The organism is Acidovorax sp. BoFeN1 (genome assembly GCF_003345135.1).
Classification (GTDB): Bacteria; Pseudomonadota; Gammaproteobacteria; order Burkholderiales; family Burkholderiaceae_C; genus Acidovorax; species Acidovorax defluvii.
Genome location: NZ_QOZT01000076.1, coordinates 1 through 19032, shown reverse-complemented (window position 1 = coordinate 19032; position 19032 = coordinate 1). Strand labels below are relative to the sequence as shown.

Annotated in this window: 14 protein-coding genes; 9 read left to right on the top strand and 5 right to left on the bottom strand. The window is 65.6% G+C overall.

Going from position 1 to position 19032, the window contains the following annotated elements:
• The 4 genes from DTW89_RS15145 to DTW89_RS15130 all read left to right on the top strand — a co-directional run.
• On the top strand, positions 1-1183 hold a 1183-nt coding region (locus DTW89_RS15145; protein WP_114656541.1), incomplete at its 5' end, for a DUF748 domain-containing protein.
• A 92-nt stretch (positions 1184-1275) separates the two neighbouring features.
• Positions 1276-3564 carry a protein-disulfide reductase DsbD family protein gene (locus tag DTW89_RS15140; protein WP_114656538.1) on the top strand — a complete coding sequence of 763 codons (2289 nt, stop codon included), beginning with the start codon at positions 1276-1278 and terminating at the stop codon, positions 3562-3564.
• Between the two features lie 56 nt (positions 3565-3620).
• The gene (locus DTW89_RS15135) at positions 3621-4136 is read left to right on the top strand and encodes a CoA-binding protein (protein ID WP_111867497.1); all 516 of its coding nucleotides are present in this window, start codon (positions 3621-3623) and stop codon (positions 4134-4136) included.
• Between the two features lie 74 nt (positions 4137-4210).
• The gene (locus DTW89_RS15130; RefSeq protein WP_114656537.1) at positions 4211-5542 is read left to right on the top strand and encodes an O-acetylhomoserine aminocarboxypropyltransferase/cysteine synthase family protein; all 1332 of its coding nucleotides are present in this window, start codon (positions 4211-4213) and stop codon (positions 5540-5542) included.
• A gap of 71 nt (positions 5543-5613) precedes the next feature.
• On the opposite strand, the gene DTW89_RS15125 is transcribed toward DTW89_RS15130, so the two are convergent.
• Positions 5614-6195, bottom strand: a complete 582-nt coding sequence (locus DTW89_RS15125; RefSeq protein WP_236637164.1) for a DUF2062 domain-containing protein — start codon at positions 6193-6195, stop codon at positions 5614-5616.
• Positions 6196-6207: 12 nt separating this feature from the next.
• A complete protein-coding gene (locus DTW89_RS15120; RefSeq protein WP_114656536.1) occupies positions 6208-7179 on the bottom strand; it encodes a TerC family protein in 972 nt (323 codons plus the stop codon).
• 154 nt (positions 7180-7333) lie between these two features.
• Between DTW89_RS15120 and DTW89_RS15115 the strand changes: the two genes are divergently transcribed.
• From DTW89_RS15115 to priA, 3 genes are all read left to right on the top strand, one after another.
• Positions 7334-8236, top strand: coding sequence for a LysR family transcriptional regulator (locus tag DTW89_RS15115; protein WP_111868836.1), 903 nt, complete (start codon positions 7334-7336; stop codon positions 8234-8236).
• A gap of 188 nt (positions 8237-8424) precedes the next feature.
• Positions 8425-9543: a uroporphyrinogen decarboxylase gene (gene hemE / locus DTW89_RS15110; protein ID WP_111868834.1), complete on the top strand. Its 1119-nt coding sequence runs from the start codon at positions 8425-8427 to the stop codon at positions 9541-9543.
• A gap of 678 nt (positions 9544-10221) precedes the next feature.
• Positions 10222-12357, top strand: a complete 2136-nt coding sequence (gene priA / locus DTW89_RS15105; RefSeq protein WP_114656535.1) for a replication restart helicase PriA — start codon at positions 10222-10224, stop codon at positions 12355-12357.
• Between the two features lie 303 nt (positions 12358-12660).
• On the opposite strand, the gene DTW89_RS15100 is transcribed toward priA, so the two are convergent.
• On the bottom strand, positions 12661-13572 hold the full coding sequence (locus DTW89_RS15100; RefSeq protein WP_024813908.1) for a bifunctional GNAT family N-acetyltransferase/nucleoside diphosphate kinase regulator: 912 nt from the start codon (positions 13570-13572) through the stop codon (positions 12661-12663).
• 361 nt (positions 13573-13933) lie between these two features.
• Between DTW89_RS15100 and DTW89_RS15095 the strand changes: the two genes are divergently transcribed.
• Both DTW89_RS15095 and DTW89_RS15090 read left to right on the top strand, forming a co-directional pair.
• Positions 13934-15127: a glycosyltransferase gene (locus tag DTW89_RS15095; RefSeq protein WP_114656534.1), complete on the top strand. Its 1194-nt coding sequence runs from the start codon at positions 13934-13936 to the stop codon at positions 15125-15127.
• 74 nt (positions 15128-15201) lie between these two features.
• Positions 15202-16386 carry a glycosyltransferase family 4 protein gene (locus tag DTW89_RS15090; RefSeq protein WP_114656533.1) on the top strand — a complete coding sequence of 395 codons (1185 nt, stop codon included), beginning with the start codon at positions 15202-15204 and terminating at the stop codon, positions 16384-16386.
• Positions 16387-16456: 70 nt separating this feature from the next.
• Here DTW89_RS15090 and DTW89_RS15085 read toward each other — a convergent pair whose 3' ends face one another.
• The gene (locus DTW89_RS15085) at positions 16457-17410 is read right to left on the bottom strand and encodes an AEC family transporter (RefSeq protein WP_114656532.1); all 954 of its coding nucleotides are present in this window, start codon (positions 17408-17410) and stop codon (positions 16457-16459) included.
• Positions 17411-17653: 243 nt separating this feature from the next.
• Positions 17654-18838, bottom strand: coding sequence for an ABC transporter substrate-binding protein (locus DTW89_RS15080; RefSeq protein ID WP_114656539.1), 1185 nt, complete (start codon positions 18836-18838; stop codon positions 17654-17656).
• Positions 18839-19032: the final 194 nt, after the last annotated feature.

Genomic DNA, 19032 nt, shown 5'->3' with positions numbered 1-19032 from the left:
GGCCCCAGTGGTGGTGTTCGGCCCGGTGAGCCTGGTCAACGGCAAGGTGCTGTTCTCGGACTTTTTCATCAAGCCCAACTACTCGGCCGACCTGACCGAGCTGACCGGCAAGCTCAGCGCGTTCTCGTCCCAACCTGCGGGCAGCGAGCCCGTGCTGGCCGACCTGGAGCTGCGCGGGCGCGCCGAGGGCTCGGCATCGCTGGAGATCACCGGCAAGCTCAATCCGCTGGCCAAGCCGCTGGCGCTCGATATCCAGGGCAAGGTGCGCGACCTCGAACTGCCGCCCCTTACGCCTTATTCGGTGAAATACGCGGGCCATGGCATCGAGCGCGGCAAGCTCAGCATGGATGTGTCCTACAAGGTGCTGCCCAACGGCGAGCTCACGGCCAGCAACAAGCTGGTGCTCAACCAGCTGACCTTCGGCGAAGCCGTGGAGGGCGCCCCCAACAGCCTGCCGGTGAAGCTGGCCGTGGCCCTGCTGTCCGACAGCCGTGGCGTGATCGACCTCGACCTGCCCATCAGCGGCTCGCTGAACGACCCGCAATTTCGCATCGGCCCCGTCATCTTCAAAATCATCGTCAACCTGATCGGCAAGGCCATCACCGCCCCGTTCAGCCTGCTGGCCCGCGCTTTTGGCGGTGGTGACGAACTGAGCAGCGTGGCCTTTGCCCCGGGCAGTGCCGCCCTCACGCCCGAGGCCCGGCAGGGCCTGGACAAGGTGGCCAAAGCGCTCACCGAACGGCCCGCGCTCAAGATCACCGTCACCGGCACGGCCAGCCTCGAGCGCGAACGCGACGCCATCCAGCGCGAGCGCCTGCAAGCGCTGGTGCACGCCGCAAAACGCCGCGCGGCCCCCGCCGACACCACCCCCGTGCAGGCCGCCGAATACCCGGCGCTGCTCAAAGAGGTGTACCGCCGCGCCGACATGCCCAAGCCGCGCAACCTGGTGGGCATGGCCAAAGACCTGCCAGTGCCCGAGATGGAAGCCCTGCTGCTGGCCCACCTGCCCGCCGCCACCGAAGACGAGGCCACCGAGCTGGCCACACAGCGCGGCCAGGCCGTCAAGGCTTATCTGGCCGAGCAAAAGCTGCCCGAGGAGCGCCTGTTCATCGCCGCACCCAAGGCCGCCAAGCCCGACGAAAAATGGACGCCCCAGGCCCAGTTGAACCTGGCAGCACAATAAGGCAGGCCGCGGGCTCCAGGCAGGGCGCTCCGGCGCGCCCGGCCGGGGGCGCCGGAACCAACCGCTGCGCCGAGCGCTCACACCCTCTAACCATGCCCCAACGCCTGCTCCCCCGCCTCTTTTTCGCTCTGCTTTTTATAGCTGCTAGCACTCTATCCACGGGCGCCAACGCCCAATTTAGCCAAAAATCCAGCGCCGCAGCCGGCAGCGTGGTCACCACACCCTATGTGCGCGCCGAGCTGCTGGCCCATGCGCCCCAGGGCGTGGCGCCCGGCCAGCCGCTGTGGCTGGGCCTGCAAATCACCCACCAGCCCGAGTGGCACACCTACTGGAAGAACCCCGGCGACTCTGGCCTGCCCACCGAACTGGTCTGGACGCTGCCCGCCGGCCTGGACGCTGGCGAAATCGCCTGGCCCCTGCCCCGAAAGATCCCCATCGGCACGCTGGCCAACTATGGCTACGAAGGCACGGTGCTGCTGCCCGTGCCCGTAACGGTGGCCAGCACCTTCGCCCCCGGCCCGCTGACCAAGGACGCCACCATCGAGCTGCGCGCCTCGTGGCTGGTGTGCCGCAAAGAGTGCATCCCCGAAGAAGGCGTGTTCACGCTGAAGCTGCCCATCCAGAGCACCACGGCGCTGCACGGCGGCGCATTCGAGGCCGCCGCCAGGGCGCAGCCGCAACCCGTGCTGGCGGGCACCGGCGGCAGCGGGCCAGAGAGCCAGGCGCAATTGGCCGATGGCAACGCGCTGCAGATCAGCGTGCACGGCCTGCCCGTGGCGCTGCGGGGCAAAACGCTGGACCTGTTCCCCGAAACCGGCGAGATCATCGACAACGCCGCGCCGTGGCCCCAGGCCTGGAACGGCAACGTGTGGACGGCCACTGTGCCGCTGTCGCCCCAGCGCAGCGCCAGCCCCAGCCTGATGCCGGTGGTGCTGGCCGAGAAGACATCCGGGCAAGAAACCGCAGGCCACGCCACCGGCCCTGACACACGCACGGGCTACCGCGCCGAGCTGAAGGTGCTGGGCACCTGGCCCCAGGGCGCTGCCGTGGCCACCGTATCGCCCGCGCTGGAGGCTGCGCTCAAGGCCAATGCGGCGCAGGCGGGCGGCACCGCCGCCACCAATGCGGCAACGGCAACGCCAGGCGGCGGGGCCTCGTCCCTCACCCTCACGGCTGCGCTCCTGGGCGCCTTGCTGGGGGGCCTCATCCTCAACCTCATGCCCTGCGTGTTCCCGGTGCTGGCCATCAAGGTGGTGGGGTTCACCCAGCATGCGCAAGACCGCCGCGCCCACCGCATCAGTGGCATCGCCTACACGGCGGGCGTGGTGCTGTCGTTCATCGCGCTGGGCGCACTCATGCTGGGCCTGCGCGCGGCGGGCGAGGCCATTGGCTGGGGCTTTCAGCTGCAGTCGCCCGCCGTGGTGGCGGGGCTGGCGGCACTGTTCACGCTGATTGCGCTGAATCTCGCTGGGGTGTTCGAGTTCGGGCATTTCCTGCCGTCGTCGGTGGCCAGCCTGCAGGCGCGCCACCCAGTGGCCGACAGCTTTTTGACCGGCGTGCTGGCCGTGGCCGTGGCCTCGCCCTGCACGGCGCCGTTCATGGGCGCCTCACTGGGCCTCACGGCCACACTGCCCGCACCGCAGGCGCTGGCCGTGTTTGCGGCGCTGGGCCTGGGCTTGGCGCTGCCGTACCTGGCCGCGAGCTTTGTGCCCGCCGTGGCCCGCGCACTGCCGCGCCCCGGCGCCTGGATGGACACTTTCCGCAAGCTCATGGCCTTTCCCATGCTGGCCACCGTGGTGTGGCTGGTCTGGGTGCTGGGCCAGCAAAGTGGCATCGACGGCGCGGGCGCACTGCTGATCCTTCTGGTGGGGCTGGCCATGGTGGTGTGGGCGCTGTCGCTGGCGGGCCGTGCCCGCTGGTGGATGGGCGCTGTGTCCATCGCGGCGCTGGCGCTGCTGGTCTGGGCCTTTGCACCGCAGGTGACCACCCCTGCAGCCACCGCCACGGCAGCATCCAGCGCCGAAGCCGCTGCAGGCACGGGCACCGGCTGGCAGCCCTGGACACCCGGCGCGGCCGAGCAGATCGTGGCCACTGGCCGCCCGGTGTTTGTGGACTTCACGGCCGCCTGGTGCGTGACCTGCCAATACAACAAGAAGACCACGCTGGCCAACGTCGACGTGCTGGCCGACTTGCAAGCCAAGAACGTGGCCCTGCTGCGCGCCGACTGGACGCGCCGCGACCCCGCCATCACGGCGGCTCTCACCGCGCTGGGCCGCAGCGGCGTTCCCGTGTATGTGTTCTACCGCCCCGGCAAGCCGCCGGTGGTGCTGACGGAAGTGCTGAGCGTGGACGAGGTGCGGGCGGTGCTGGCCGACCTGTAGCGGCGCAAGGGGCGGGCAGCGCACATGCGCGGTCATGCTTGCGTACACTGCCACGCATGAGCCGCACCCCCGACACCATCAGCACCTTGCGCGACGTGCTGGGCCGCTGCCGCACCATTGCGGTGGTGGGCCTGTCGCCGCAATGGCACCGCCCCAGTTTCTTTGCCGCCAAGTACATGCAGGCGCATGGCTACCGCATCGTGCCGGTGAACCCGGTGGTGGCGCAGGGCGGCGGCAGCATCCTGGGCGAGATCTGCTTCGCCAGCCTGTCCGACGCGGGGCAGGCCATCGCCCGCCAGGGCGGGCGCATCGACATGGTGGACTGCTTTCGCAAAAGCGAAGACATCCCACCGCTGGCCGAGGATGCCATTGCCATTGGCGCCAGCTGCCTGTGGCTGCAGCTCGGCGTGGTCAATGAAGACGCTGCCCGGCGCGCCGAAGACGCGGGCCTGCAGGTCATACAGAACCGCTGCGTAAAAATTGAACACGCGCGCCTGTTTGGCGGCCTGGGCTGGATGGGCGTGAACACCGGCGTGATCACCGCCAAGCGGCTGCGGCAGCTGCCCTACTGACTGGCCACTCCTGTTTTAATAGCTGCTTGCGCTTTATAAATAAGCGCTTGCGGCCAATTTGATGCCAAACCGCCATGAGCAACTCTCCCCACCAAGCCGACCATGCCTATGGTTTTGGCACCCGCGCCATCCACGCCGGCGCCCAGCCCGACCCGGTGACCGGCGCGCGCGCCACGCCCATCCACCAGACAACGAGCTTTGTGTTTGACAGCGCCGAGCACGCCAGCAGCCTGTTCAACCTGCAAACCTTCGGCAATGTCTACAGCCGCATCAGCAACCCGACGGTGGCGGTGTTCGAGGAACGCATCGCCAGCCTGGAAAACGGCCGCGCCGCGCTGGCCTGCGCCAGCGGCATGGCCGCGCAGATGGCGGCGCTGCTGGCCATTCTCAAAACCGGCGACCACATCGTGGCCGCGAGCACGCTGTATGGCGGCACGGTGGGGCAGCTGGGCGTGGGGTTTGCGCGCCTCGGTATCGAGACCACGTTTGTCGACCCGGCCGACCCCGAGAACTTTGCCCGCGCCATGCGCCCCAACACGCGCGCGGTGTATGGCGAAACCATCGGCAACCCGCTGGTCAACGTGCTCGACATCGCCGCCATCGCGGACGTGGCGCACGCGCACGGCGTGCCGCTGGTCATCGACAACACCGTGGCCAGCCCCTACCTGTGCAACCCGCTGCAGTTTGGCGCCGACATCGTGGTGCACAGCGCCACCAAGTACATCGGCGGCCACGGCACCACCATGGGCGGCGTGGTGGTGGAAGGCGGCAAGTTTCCGTGGGACAACGGCAAGTTCCCCGAGATGGTGGAACCCAGCCGTGCGTACCACGGCGTAAAGTTCTACGAGACCTTTGGCGATTTTGGCTACACCATGAAGGCGCGCATGGAGGTCAACCGCACCTTTGGCGGCGTGCTCTCGCCCATGAACGCCTGGCAGTTGCTGCAGGGCGCCGAAACGCTGCACCTGCGCATGCGCGAGCACTGCCGCAACGCGCTGAAGGTGGCGCAGTTTCTGCAGGGCCACCCGCAGGTGCAGTGGGTCAACTACCCGGGCCTGCCCGGCTCGCCGTACCACGCGCTGGCGCACAAGCAGTTCCGCGCGGTGGACGGCCACCCCGGCGCCTCGGGCATCCTGACCTTTGGCGTCAAAAGTGCAAAGGGTGGCGGCGCGGCCGCGGGCGAGAAGTTCATCGACGCGTGCGAGTTTTTGAGCCACCTGGCCAACATTGGCGACGCCAAGACGCTGGTGATCCACCCCGCCTCGACCACGCACCGCCAGCTCAATGACGAAGAACTGGCCCGGGCCGGCGTGAGCGCCGACATGGTGCGCCTGAGCGTCGGCATCGAGGACGTGGACGACATCCTGTGGGATATCGACCAGGCACTGGGGCGGGCCACGGCCTGATTCCATTTTTATGGTTCCGGCACTCTGAGATCTCCGCCGCCATCCGGGCTGCGCGCATCGACACCGGCTGGTCAATGCTCCGCAGGCGGTGTGGTGCCAACTGCCGCGCGGCAGCGCTGCCAGCGGCGCCCGCGCTGCACGGCCGGCGCCAGCCACAGGATGTGCACGGCCACATAACCCAGCGCTGCCAGCAGCAGCCCCAGCGTGGGCAACCCCACCAGCAGCGGGGTGCCCAGGGCCTGCATCCATGCGGCCAGCGCCTGCACTGAAAACGCGCCGTCGGGTGCCACGCTGCCCCAGGCGGGCATGACCTGTTCTCCGGGCATCACCAGCGCGCCCAGGTAAAAGGCCAGCGCATACAGCGGCACGATCGTCAGGGGGTTGGTATAGAACGTGGTCATGCCGCCCGCCACCACATTGCCGCGCAGCCAGGCGCAGGCCAGCAGGGTGCCAGGCAACTGCAGCGGGCCGGGAATGAGCCCGCAGAACATGCCCGCCGCTACACCCCGGGCCAGCGGCTGGCGCTGAAAACGGAACAGCGCGCGCTGCTCCAGCCAGGGCTGCAGGCGCAGCAGCCAGGGCCGGTCCATGTGGCTCCGCACGCGGGGCTCCAGCCCCCGTAACCAGCGGCGCAAGCTGCACAGCATCTGCATGGCGGTCAACACTCAGCCTTTGGGGGGCAGGGCCGGCGAGCCTTGGCTCGACGCCCGCAGCGACAGCACGATGGAGCCGGCGATCAGCGCAGCCGTGACCAGCAGGGCATAGCCAATCGGGATCTTCACCAGGTCGATGAGCAGCATCTTGCCGCCGATGAACACCAGCACCAGGGCCAGGCCATAGGCCAGCAGGTGAAAGCGGTTGGCCAGGTCGGCCAGCAGGAAATACAGCGCGCGCAGGCCCAGGATGGCGAAGATGTTGGCCGTGAGCACGATGAACGGGTCGCTGGTGATGGCAAAGATGGCGGGGATGCTGTCCACCGCAAAGATGATGTCGGTGGTGCCGATCAGCACCAGCACCACGAACAGCGGGGTGTAGTGCTTGACGCCGTCGATCATGGTGCTGAGCTTTTCGCCGTCAAACCGGTCAGTGATGCGCATGCGCTTTTTCAGCAGGGTGAGCACCGGATTGGTGGCAATGTCGGGCTCCTGCCCTGCGGCAAACCACATTTTCGCGCCGGTAAACACCAGAAATGCGCCAAATACATACAAAAGCCAGTGGAAGGTGGCCAGCAGCCAGGCGCCCACCAGAATCAGCAGCGTGCGCAGCACGATGGCGCCGATGATGCCGATGATGAGCGCGCGCTTCTGGTATTGCGGCGGCACGGCAAAGTAGCTGAACAGCATCAAAAACACGAAGATGTTGTCGATCGACAGGCTTTTTTCCACCAGATAGCCGGTGATGAACTGCATTGACACCGTATTGGCCACCTCACGGCCCTGGCTGCCGTCCAGATACCACCACAGGATGGCCACAAACACAAAGGCCAGCGAGAACCACAAAACGCTCCAGCGCACGGCCTCTTTCATCGTGACCTTGTGCGCGCCCTGGCGCTCCATCACCAACAGGTCGATGGCAATGGCCACCACCACAAAGACGGCAAATCCCGCCCACATCCACCAGGTTCCTATCGTTTCCATGCTTTTTCTCCGAAAGGGAATTTGTTTTGCCCACCGCTCGCCTTGGGCACAGGGCTGCACTGTAGGGGCGGCATCGATTCTTAAAAACCTGTCAAATTGGTAGCATTGGTTCGGTTTTTACGAACCCCACCGCTTCACCCACCGAAAGCCCCCCATGAGCCAAAGCTTCAATTACCGCCATCTTTTCTACTTCTGGGTGGTGGCCAAGGAAGGCGGCATTGCCCGCGCCGCCGAGCGGCTGGACATGGCCGTGCAGACCATCAGCGCCCAGGTGCGCGAGCTGGAAAAGTCGCTGGGCGTAAGCCTGCTGCGCAGTGAGGGCCGCAACCTGGTGCTGACCGACGCCGGCGTGGCGGCGCTGCACGAGGCCGACCACATCTTTGCGCTGGGTGAGCTGCTGCCCGTGCGCGTGCGCGAGGCCGCCAGCGGCCAGACGCTGCGGCTGAACCTGGGCATCTCTGACGGCATTGCCAAGCTGGCCGTGCACCGGCTGCTGACGCCCGTGCTGGACGAGCCCCACCTGCGGCTGCTGTGCCATGAGGGCGAATTTCAGCCGCTTTTGGGCGAGCTGGCACTGCACAAGCTCGACGCCGTGCTGGCCGACCGCGCGGCGCCCCCCAACCCCGCCCTGCGCACCACCAGCCAGCTGCTGGGCAGCAGCGCCATTGCCTGGTATGCCCCGCCGCTATGGGCCGAGGCAGCGGCCAACGGCTTTCCGCACAGCCTGGCCGTGGTGCCGGTGCTGCTGCCCACCGACCACGCCGCCATGCGCGCACGCATCGACCACTGGCTGGAGCGCGAGCGCATCCGCCCGCGGATTGCCGGCGAGTTTGAAGACAGCGCCCTCTTGAGCACCTTTGCCGCCACCGGCATGGGCGTGATGCCCGCGCCGGTATCGCTGGGCGAGCACCTGGCGCAAACCCACGGACTGGTGCAGGTGGGCAGCACGCCCGAGGTGCAGGAGCAGTTTCACCTGATCTACAGCGCACGCAAGGTCATGCACCCGCTGCTGACAAGGCTGCTGGAGGCAGGCAAGATCGGAACGCTATTAAATTAATAGCTTATAGCGCTTATTCATCAATGGCCAGAAGCCAAAAACACCCAAACTTCGAACCACAACCCGCTGGATGTACAGCGTTTGCGGCCCATCCCCGCGAGCAGGCCGACGCAGCAGGAGGACCGCTTCTTCCAGACCGAAACCCGGGCCAGTGGCCTGCGCCAGCGCGCCCTGCGACAATTGCGGGCATGAGCACCACCTTCGCCCCCCTCACCAACGACACCTTTTTGCGCGCCTGCCGCCGCCAAGCCACCGACTACACCCCCCTGTGGCTGATGCGCCAGGCGGGCCGCTATTTGCCTGAATACAAGGCCACGCGTGCCCAGGCGGGCAGCTTCATGGGTCTGGCCACCAATGTGGACTACGCCACCGAAGTGACCCTGCAGCCGCTGGAGCGTTTCCCGCTCGACGCTGCCATTTTGTTCAGCGACATCCTCACCGTGCCCGACGCCATGGGCCTGGGCCTGACGTTTGCCGAGGGCGAGGGCCCACGCTTTGCCCAATCGATCCGCACCGAGGCCGACGTGGCCCAACTGGCCGTGCCCGACATGGACAAGCTGCGCTACGTGTTTGACGCCGTCACCAGCATCCGCAAGGCGCTCAATGGCCGTGTTCCCTTGATCGGATTTTCGGGCAGCCCCTGGACGCTGGCCTGCTACATGGTCGAGGGCAAGGGCTCGGACGACTACCGCCTTGTCAAGACGCTGATGTACAGCCGCCCCGACCTGATGCACCGCATCCTGGCCGTGAACGCCGACGCCGTGGCGCAGTACCTGAACGCCCAGATCGACGCGGGCGCCCAGGCCGTGATGATTTTTGACAGCTGGGGCGGCGTGCTGGCCGACGGCGCGTTTCAGGAGTTCAGCCTGGCCTACACCCGCCGCGTGCTGGCGCAACTCAAGCGCACCGGCGTGGACGGCACCGACGTGCCGCGCATCGTCTTCACCAAGGGCGGCGGCATCTGGCTCGACGACATGAAGGACATCGACTGCGAGGTGCTGGGCCTGGACTGGACGGCCAACCTGGGCAAGGCGCGCGCCATTGTCGGCGGCCAGGTGGGCGGCCCCGGCAAGGCGCTGCAAGGCAACATCGATCCCAATGTGCTGTTTGCCCCGCCCGCGCAGATCGTGACCCAGGTGCATGCCGTGCTCGACAGCTTCGGCAAGCCGCACACCGACAAGACCACCACCGGCCCCACGCACATCTTCAACCTGGGCCACGGCATCAGCCAGTTCACGCCACCCGAGCATGTGGCGGCGCTGGTCGAGGCAGTGCATGGCTACTCACGGGCGCAGCGCCAGCGGTGAACACAGGGGCAACCGCCCCGTGCACCAGCCGGGGGCGTCCCGGCCCTGGTTATGCACAAACCGGGCGCAGCGGCCGCCACCACGCCCTGCCCCGTGCGCCCCGTCGAAACAATCTTTGACAGCTCGCAAAGTTTGATCTAAGTATTTGATTTCAAACGAGTTAATTCCAATGCCTATTTTCTGGGCAATCTAGCCAGAGCACGTAATTTCAAGGGCTTGCAAGCCAAATCCAGGGGATATCAACAAAGTTATCCACAGAAATTCTGAATTTCCTGCAAATACCTTGTGAAATCAAGGACTTGGAGCCCAAAGTGAACCAGTTTTTGAAGATCCCCGCCAACGGCTAGCACAAAACGGGGGCGTTTTCCCCTCTTGACGTACCCCGGCTGTACGACTTATGCACACAAATGGTGGTGCGGCGCAGCAAAATGACGGGTGAGCGCGCTACCACAAAAATTTCGCAAAAATTTCTTCAGATGATTGATTCATAAGGATTTTTTGCCGGCGCCATTTTTCCGGGCAATCTGTTGCAAGCCAGTATTCATGCGGCCTGGCAGCGCATCCCGGCAGGATGTCAACAAAGTTATCCACAGAAATCCGGGATTACTCCCCAATGCCTGCCAGATCAAGCACTTAGCCGCCACATCCCCGCACCACATCAACAAGCGGTTGTAACCCTTGCCTGTTCATCCCTCCATCGTCCATGTGGCCCTGCACACCCCGTCGCACAGCGGCGTGGGCGACCTGCTGAGCTACGCCAGTGAGCGCCCGCTTGCGCCCGGCACGCTGGTGCGCGTGCCGCTGGGCAGCCGCGAGGTGCTGGGCGTGGTGTGGGATGGCGACCAGGCCACCGGCGAGTTGCCCGACGGCGCCACCCTGCGCGCCATTGCCGGGGTGCTGGAAGGCGTGGCGCCGCTCGATGCGCACTGGCGCCGCCTGGTGGCGTTTGCGGCGCGCTACTACCAGCGCGCGCTGGGCGAGGTGGCCCTGGCCGCCCTGCCCCCGCAGCTGCGCGACCTGAACCCCGAGCAGCTGGCCCGGCGCCTGCGCCGCCCGGCCACGCCGGCAGGCGACACGTCAGACACTATTGAAAACATAGCACTTACCGCAGAGCAGGAGAGCGCCAGAGCCCGAATTGCTGCCGAAAAAGGCCCCTTCCTGCTGTTTGGCAGCACCGGCAGCGGCAAGACCGAGGTGTACCTGCGCTGCGTGCAGGAAATGCTGGAGACCGACAAGGGCGATGGATTTCCGGCCCAGGCGCTGGTGATGGTGCCCGAGATCAACCTCACGCCGCAGCTCGAAGAGCGCTTTGTGGGCCGCTTTGCCCCCCGCTTTGGTGCGGGCGCCGTGGTGTCGCTGCACAGCGGCATGACCAACCCGCAGCGCCTGAAAAGCTGGCTGGCCGCGCACAGCGGCAGCGCGCGCATTGTGCTGGGCACGCGCATGGCGGTGTTTGCCAGCCTGCCGGGGCTAAAACTCATCGTGGTCGATGAGGAGCACGACCCCAGCTACAAGCAGCAGGAAGGCGCCCGCTACTCGGCGCGCGACCTGGCCATCTGGCGCGGGCGCGAGCAGGGCGCCAAGGTGCTGCTGGGCTCGGCCACGCCGTCGCTGGAAAGCTGGCACGCCAGCCGCCCGCCCACGCCCGAAGACCCCGAGGGCGGGCGCTACGTGCGACTGCACATGCCCAGCCGAATCGGTGCCGGCGCCCTGGCCCGCGTGCGGCGGGTGGACATGAACCAGCAGCCCCGTCGCACCGTGTTCAGCGCGCCGCTGCTGCAGGCCATCACCGAGCGCGTGGCGCGTGGCGAGCAAAGCATGATCTTGCTGAACCGCCGCGGCTATGCCCCCGTGCTGCACTGCGTGGACTGCGGCTGGAAAAGCGACTGCCCCCACTGCAGCGCGCACCAGGTCTTTCACAAGACCGACCGCACCCTGCGCTGCCACCACTGCGGGTTCACGGTGCGCGTGCCCCACCACTGCCCCAGCTGCGGCAGCCCCGACATCCACCCCATGGGCCGGGGCACCGAGCAGCTCGAAGAGCAACTGGGCGCCCTGCTGCGCAACGTGCAGCGGCCCGATGGCGACCCTGCCCGCATCGCCCGCATCGACGCCGACACCACCAAGGCCAAGGGCGCGCTGGAGGCGCAGCTGGCGCAGGTGCATTCGGGCGAGGTGGATGTGCTGGTGGGCACGCAGATGATTGCCAAGGGCCACGACTTTCGGCGCATCACGCTGGTGGCCGCCGTGCAGCCCGACGGCGCCCTGTTCAGCAGCGACTTTCGTGCGCCTGAGCGGCTGTTTGCACTGCTCATGCAGGCCGCAGGACGCGCCGGGCGCGACGCCGCCTACATGGCCGCGCAGGGCACGCAGTGCGAAATGTGGGTGCAGAGCTTTCACCCCCAGCACGCCGTGTTCGAGGCGCTGCGCACGCACGACTACCCCGCCTTTGCCACCCAGCAATTGAAGGAACGCGAAGAGGCCGCCATGCCCCCGTTCTCATACCAGGCGCTGGTACGGGCCGACGCCCGCACGCAGGAGGTGGCCCAGGGATTCCTGTCGGCCGCCACCGCCGCAGCCCATGCGACGGGCCTGCCTGGGCTCGACCTGGTGACCCTGTTCCCGCCCGTGCCCCTCACCATCCAGCGCGTGGCCAATGTAGAACGCGCCCAGATGCTCATGGAAAGCCCCAGCCGCGCTGCGCTGCAGCGCTTTCTGGCCGCCTGGCAGCCCGTGCTGCAAACCACCCGCAGCCAGCCCGAGCACAAGGGCCTGATCCGCTGGCTGGTGGATGTGGACCCGCTGGCGATTTGAGATGGTTTTTGGCTCTTGCGCTTGCTGGACAAGCGCTAAGGATGACCTGCATAACCCTCGCGCGTCGGTGGTAGTGCGGATCGGGATGGGCCGCAAGGCGTCTTTTTGCAGCCAATAGCCCCGCTATTGGCAAGAAAAGCAACGCAGCGGACCGCCCGAGACCGCGCTGCCACAGACCGCAGGGAGTTATGCAGATCATCCCTCGAAGCTATCGAAATGGATGTAAATCACAGAGCCGAAGCGGCACCTCGGTACGCCGTGGGTGCGCATGCACGATCTGCCGCTGCAGCGCAGCGTGCCAACCTACAAGTGGAAGTCGCCCGCGGCTTCCGGCTGGTAAAGCACTTTTTCAATCCGGATGTGGCAGGTCCGGTCCGGAATCCGCCAGCTGAAGGCATCGCCCGCCTTGTAGCCCAGGATCGCGGTGCCGATGCCGGAGCAAACCGACAGTTTCCCGGCACGGTCGTCCGCGTCCTCCGGGTACACCAGCGCCACTTCCAGTTCCTCGTCGTCCACCTGCAGCAAGGCCCGGGAGTTCATCGTGACAACATCCTCGGCCACGTTCCAGGGATCGACGACGATGGCCCGCTCGATCTCGTGCTCCAGCTCAAAAACCTCCGAGCCGCGGTCAAGCTCGACCAGGCTCCTGAGCCGGGCCTTGTCAATCTCGGTGATGTAGATGTCGGCGGCGTGCACCGCAGGGCTTTCGCGCAAGAGCCGGAGATAGCGCTCCGAGCTCATGGAAAGCGACTTCATCGCAGGCGTTTCGCTTTCCAGCAAAAAGCCGCTGTGCAGGAAGGCCTTCAGCGAGCGCGCATTGTCCGGGTGGATCTTGGCGATGAGCTTCTCGGCCCGCATGTCGAAGAAGGCGAGCTTCATGCCTTCGCGGATGGCGCTGGCGCCGAGCTTGCGGCCCCAGTTGTCGCGGTTGCCGATGACCAGCACCATTTCGCAGTCCCGTCCCACCTTGACGAGGCGCACAAAGCCCACCGGCACGTCCTGCCCGTCGTAGGCCATGAAGAACCGGCCGCCCTGGTTGAACAGATGGGTCAGAATCGGCAACTGGACGCGCCCGATGACCTGCTCGATGAACCGGGAGACATGGCGCGAATCGCTCAGGTAGCGGGTGACGTCCTCGTCTTCCAGCCAGTCCATCAGGGTCAGCGCGTTGGCCCGGGTGATCTCGGGGCACAGAGCAATAAAAGGCTTGTTCATCTTCACCACCTTTGGTTTCAAGAATGAAAGCCTTTCAGGGCCACGGCCGTGACGGTTCTTTCGGTTAACGTTTCATTTTAAAGCGGTACGCGGGTGCAGGCGTTCGACGCATTGCAAAAACCCCTGCATTGCGTGCGACGTATGGGCCAGCGCTGAAGCGCCAGAGTTCACCGCGAAACGATCGCTTGCGCCATGTGAGCGAGCGGCCGCAACGGCTCGGCGCCCGCCATTCGAGGCAATTCGCCGGTGTCCGCTCGCAACGGGTGGCCTGTACCAACCGGGCCGGCCCGCGCAGCCAGACGATAAGTACGCTGGCCATTTAGCGGTGGCATTTTCTGGCAGACCGTCATAGAGTGACCCAATGCACGTCCCTCCCTGCCACGTCACCCACCTTGTCTATCGGCTTGGCACGGGTGGCATGGAAAACGTGGTGGTGCAACTCATTCGGCACCTGCCGCGCACATCGTTTCGGCACACCGTCATCGCACTCAGTGACATCGACCCCGAGTTTGCCCGGCGTCTTGATGGAACGGATGTGGAGCTCATCGCGCTCAACAAGCCGCCGGGGCAGCCCTATGCCCTGTACCCCAAGATCTATCGACTGTTGCGTCGCCTGAGGCCCGACGTGCTCCACAGCTGCAACCTGGGGGCGCTGGAGTTCGTGCCCGTGGCGGCACTCGCGCGGGTTCCGCTGCGTGTGCATGTCGAGCACGGACTGGACTTGCATGAAATCAATGGCAAATCGGCGCGCTACCGCCTGCTCAGACGGCTTTATCGCCCCTTTGTGAGCCAATACGTGGCGGTGTCAGTGGACCAGGCGCGCCAGTGTGCGCAGGTCGGAGCGGCCGCTGAGCGCGTGCACCTGATCCCCAATGGTGTGGACACGCGTGTGTTTCGTCCGCGCACCAGCGACGACGCCTTGCCGGTGGGTTTTCCGTTCCAGTGCGAACGGCACTGGGTCATTGGCACGGTGGGGCGCCAGGCGGACATCAAGAACCCCTTGCTGCTGGTGGACGCCTTTGTCCACCTGGTGCGTTCGGGCGCTCCCGGCACAGAACGCCTGCGGCTGGCCATGGTGGGTGACGGGCCATTGCACAGCGAGATGGCACAGCGGCTGCACAACGAAGGGTTGAGCGACCGCGCCTGGCTGCCGGGCGCGCGTTCGGACATTGCAGACATCCTGCGATCGTTCGACTGCTTCGTCCTCCCGTCCCTTTCAGAAGCGACGTCGTGCGCCCTCCAGGAGGCCATGGCCACGGGCCTGGCCATCGTGGCCACCAACGTTGGCGGCAACGCGGACGTGCTGGACCAGGGCCGGTGCGGCAGCCTGGTGCCCTCGGGCGACGCCACCGCGCTGGCGACCGAACTGCTGCGGCTCAGCCAATCGGGCCGGCCGAACGCCCAGGCGCAAGAAGCGCTCATCTCGGTGCAGCGCCGATACAGCCTTGAGACAGTGATCCAGCGCTATGGCGACCTCTTCCTGAGCGCGGCAACCCATGGCCCCCGTGAAGTAGCGGCACAGCAGCCGCCCCCCCCTCAAGACACCATGCATTGATCCCCGCGCAAAGAAGCGGATTCACCAACGGTCTCATCCCTCTTTGCATCCGAACGACGTCACTTTTTACCGCCATGAAAATACTCACGTTCTCTACCCTGTACCCCAATGCCGTCAAACAGCATCACGGCATCTTCACGGAAACCGCTCTGAAGAAGGTCATGGAGACGGGCAAGATCGAAACGGTGGTGGTGGCGCCGGTGCCATGGTTCCCGTTCACGCACAAGATGTTCGGCGACTATGCGGGCTTTGCGAAAGTGCCCACAGAGGAAATGCGCAGTGGCGTGCGCGTGCTACACCCCCGGTACTTTCTGCCGCCCAAGATGGGCATGCATATCGCGCCGTTTTTGATGGCCATGGCTTCCAGGTCCGCGATAGCCAGACTGATGGACGAAGGCTTTCAATTTGACGTCATCGATGCGCATTACTTCTACCCTGACGGGGTGGCAGCAACGCTGCTGGGGCGCTACTTCAACAAACCCGTCGTCATCAGCGCCCTGGGCACAGACATCAACCTGATCCCGAAGTTTTACCTGCCCCGGAAAATGATAGTGTGGGCAGGCAAAAATGCTGCGGCCGTCGTGACGGTCTGTGAAGCCCTGAAGACTGAACTGAAAAAGATTGGCTTGGCGCGCGAAGACATCATGCCGCTGCGCGACGGCGTCGATCTGGAATTGTTCAAACCCGTCGACCGGCCCACCACGCGGTCAGCGCTGGGAATCAGCGGCTTTACCTTGCTGTCGGTGGGTTACCTGGTGGCACGAAAAGGGCATCACCGCGCCATTGCCGCGCTCGCGTTGATGCCCGACGTGACCCTCGCCATCGCAGGCGGCGGCCCCGACGAGAACAAGCTCAGAAAACTGGCCACGGATCTCGGTGTTCAGAACCGCGTCAAGTTTCTGGGTGTGCTGTCGCAAAAAGAGCTTTGCCTTTACTACGGTGCCTGCGACGCCCTGGTTTTGGCCTCCAGCCGGGAAGGCTGGGCCAACGTGCTCCTGGAGTCGATGGCATGCGGCACCCCGGTGGTCGCCAGCAATATATGGGGAACACCGGAGGTCATCACCTCGCCCGAGGCTGGCGTCTTAATGCCCAGCAATACGCCGGCTGGCATTGCCCAGGCGGTGGCGCACCTGCGCAGCAACTACCCTCTGCACACCTCAACGCGGGCTTATGCAGAAAGGTTCAGCTGGTCGGACACCACGGCGGAAAAAGTGCGGATTTACAGCCGCTTGAGCCAGCAACCTGCATCAGCGCACTGAGTTTTTATTGCGCTTGAGCTTGCAACAGCCCTTATGCAATAAGCGCCAGCAGCTATCAAAATATAAGCACTCAGGTCAGCAACGCCACCGCCCCCGAAAAGCTCAGGAACGCCAGCGCAGTGGACACCAGAATGATGCGCGCAATGCGGCCGTTGTGGGCGCCGAATCGTTCGGCCAGCAGCGAGACATTGCTGGCGCTGGGCAGGGCGGCCAGCAGCACCAGCACCGTCAGCGCAAAGGGCGTGAGCGGCACACCCAGGGCGATGGCCGCCGTACCCACCGACCACACCAGCAGCGGGTGCACCAGCAGTTTGGCCAGGGCAATGGGCACGTAGTCGCGCACCAGCACCTGTTCGTGCTGGTTCATTTGCGAGCGCGCCAGCACGGCACCGATGGTGAACAGCGCCACGGGCGAGGCGGCGTCGGCCAGCATGGCCACGGTTTTTTCCACCGGGCCGGGCAGGGTGAACTGCAACGCCGAGGCCAGCGCCCCCAGCGCAATGGACCAGGGCATGGGGTTGGTGGCCATGCCCTTGAAGGCGCTCTTGAGCGCCACGCCCACGCCGTGGGTGCCCGCGCCGTCAAGGCGTGACAACGCAATGCACAGCGAGCTGGTGATGACCATGTCCACCACGATGGTGACGATGGCCGGGCCCGCGCTTTGCGCGCCCAGCAGCGCCACCAAGAGCGGCACGCCCATGAAGCCGGTGTTGGGGAAGGCGGCCACCAGGGCGCCAAAGGCGGCGTCGTTCCAGCCGATGCGCGCATTGCGCGTGAGGGCCACCGCGGCGCCCACCATGACCAGCGCGCACAGCAGGTAGACGCCGGCCACGGCCGGGTCGAGCAGCTGTGCGATGGGGGTGCTGGCGCCAAAGCGGTACAGCATGCACGGCAGCGCGAAATACAGCACGAAGGCGTTGAGCCCCGGAATGGCCGGCTGCGGCAGCACGCCGCGCCGGGCGGCCAGATAGCCGCACAGCACCAGCGCGAAGAAGGGGAAGGTGATGAGGAGGACAGACAGCACGGGAAAGATTGTCGGTGCTGCGCCCGGCGCCGGGGCGGTGCGGTCCGGGCCACGGTCAGCGCAAAGTCAGGCGGGGGTCATCGCACAGGGCGAATGCGCGGCGGATCGCAGGCTTGGGGGGTCTCTTCAGGGGGGTGCTTCTAAGGATTGCCTTCCACCGGATAACCAGGCGGAGAGCCGCAGACAGTGCGATTGCACGGCAAGGCTCTTCAACGACGTTAGCCGGTTGGAGGCATTCCTTGGTCACTGCTTGCGCTGGATGATCAGATTGCGCTTGGCGTCTTCGGGGTAGGCAAAGGTAATGGCGCCGTTTTTGACCATGCCGATGACCAGCATGTTGCGCGTGATGGCGTCCTTGTCGTCCACGCTGAAGGGCTTTTCGTAGGTGGACACCACGCCGTAATAGGTTTTCATCTTGCCTTCGAGCGATTCCTTGATGGCCTTGCCGGCCAGGTTGCCGTCGCGGATGCCCAGAAACGAATACATCAGCAGGTAGGTGGCGTCGTAGGCGTTGGCGGCTGCCATGGGCACGGCCACCTTGCGCTGGTATTTGCGGGTGTAGCTCGACAAAAAGGACGCCCGGCGCTCGTTGCTGGGCTCGGCAATGAAGGTCTGCACCATCAGCGCGCCTTCGGCGGCATCCTTGGCGCCATCCAGGAAGAACGGGAACGACAGCGTCCAGGGGCCCACCTGCGGCACCTTCCAGCCCAGGGCCTTCTTGCCATTGGCGATGACGGCGTTTTCCTGGCCCACGGTGTAGCTGTAGATCACTTCGGCGCCGGCGGTGCGCGCGGCGGCGAGTTCGGCCGAGAGGTCTTTCACGCCCAGCGCGAAGCGCGACACATGCACGGGCTTGAGGTTCTTGGCGGCCAGGGCGGCCACCACGTCGTTGTAGCCGCCTTCGCCATAGCCGGTGGTGTCGGCAAAGATGGCGACCTTGTCCCAGCCGCGCTTGACGATGTCCTCGACCATGAACGGGGCCTGCAGCGCATCGCGCCCCGTCACGCGAAAGATGTAGCTCTCGGGGGCGGGGTATTTGGCGGTGACGGCCGTGCCGGTGGCGCAGGGCACGATCAGCGGGGTCTTGGTGTCCTGGAACAGGTCGATGGCCTTCATCGCCACGCCGGTGTTGCAAAAGCCGATCGCGGCAACCACTTTTTCCTTGAGCAGCTCCTGGCTCACCTTGCGCCCCTGGTCCGGGTCGGCCGCGTCGTCCTTGACCACCAGTTCCAGCGGCCGCCCCAGGTAGCCACCCACTGCGTTGATTTCATCCACCGCCAGCTTGATGCCATTGAGCATGGGCACACCAAAATCGGCAGAGGGGCCAGTGAAAGGCCCCACCACACCGATGCGCACGGGCGTGGAGCTGCCGATCTGGGCCTGTGCAGGCAGGCAGGCCGCGCCCAGCAGCAAGCTGCCTACGGCCATTGCGCCCCACGAAGGGCGGCGTGCAACGCACAGGATCGAAAGAAAACGGTGCATGGAGGACATGGGTACAGACGTTGCAGCGCAACCGCTGGCAAGAAAAGTGATGAGATGGGTCAAGAGTATCAAACTGCAACGCCAAACGCCCTAGCGGGAATTCCCGAGACCACAGGTGGGGTGTCAGGGCGGCGTCAGGC

Excerpts from the sequence above, each read along its gene's own strand:
- DTW89_RS15140 (WP_114656538.1), top strand. The coding sequence starts at position 1,276 with ATGCCCCAACGCCTGCTCCCCCGCCTCTTTTTCGCTCTGCTTTTTATA.
- DTW89_RS15135 (WP_111867497.1), top strand. The coding sequence starts at position 3,621 with ATGAGCCGCACCCCCGACACCATCAGCACCTTGCGCGACGTGCTGGGC.
- DTW89_RS15130 (WP_114656537.1), top strand. The coding sequence starts at position 4,211 with ATGAGCAACTCTCCCCACCAAGCCGACCATGCCTATGGTTTTGGCACC.
- DTW89_RS15125 (WP_236637164.1), bottom strand. The coding sequence starts at position 6,195 with ATGCAGATGCTGTGCAGCTTGCGCCGCTGGTTACGGGGGCTGGAGCCC.
- DTW89_RS15120 (WP_114656536.1), bottom strand. The coding sequence starts at position 7,179 with ATGGAAACGATAGGAACCTGGTGGATGTGGGCGGGATTTGCCGTCTTT.
- DTW89_RS15115 (WP_111868836.1), top strand. The coding sequence starts at position 7,334 with ATGAGCCAAAGCTTCAATTACCGCCATCTTTTCTACTTCTGGGTGGTG.
- hemE (WP_111868834.1), top strand. The coding sequence starts at position 8,425 with ATGAGCACCACCTTCGCCCCCCTCACCAACGACACCTTTTTGCGCGCC.
- DTW89_RS15100 (WP_024813908.1), bottom strand. The coding sequence starts at position 13,572 with ATGAACAAGCCTTTTATTGCTCTGTGCCCCGAGATCACCCGGGCCAAC.
- DTW89_RS15095 (WP_114656534.1), top strand. The coding sequence starts at position 13,934 with ATGCACGTCCCTCCCTGCCACGTCACCCACCTTGTCTATCGGCTTGGC.
- DTW89_RS15090 (WP_114656533.1), top strand. The coding sequence starts at position 15,202 with ATGAAAATACTCACGTTCTCTACCCTGTACCCCAATGCCGTCAAACAG.
- DTW89_RS15080 (WP_114656539.1), bottom strand. The coding sequence starts at position 18,838 with ATGGCCGTAGGCAGCTTGCTGCTGGGCGCGGCCTGCCTGCCTGCACAG.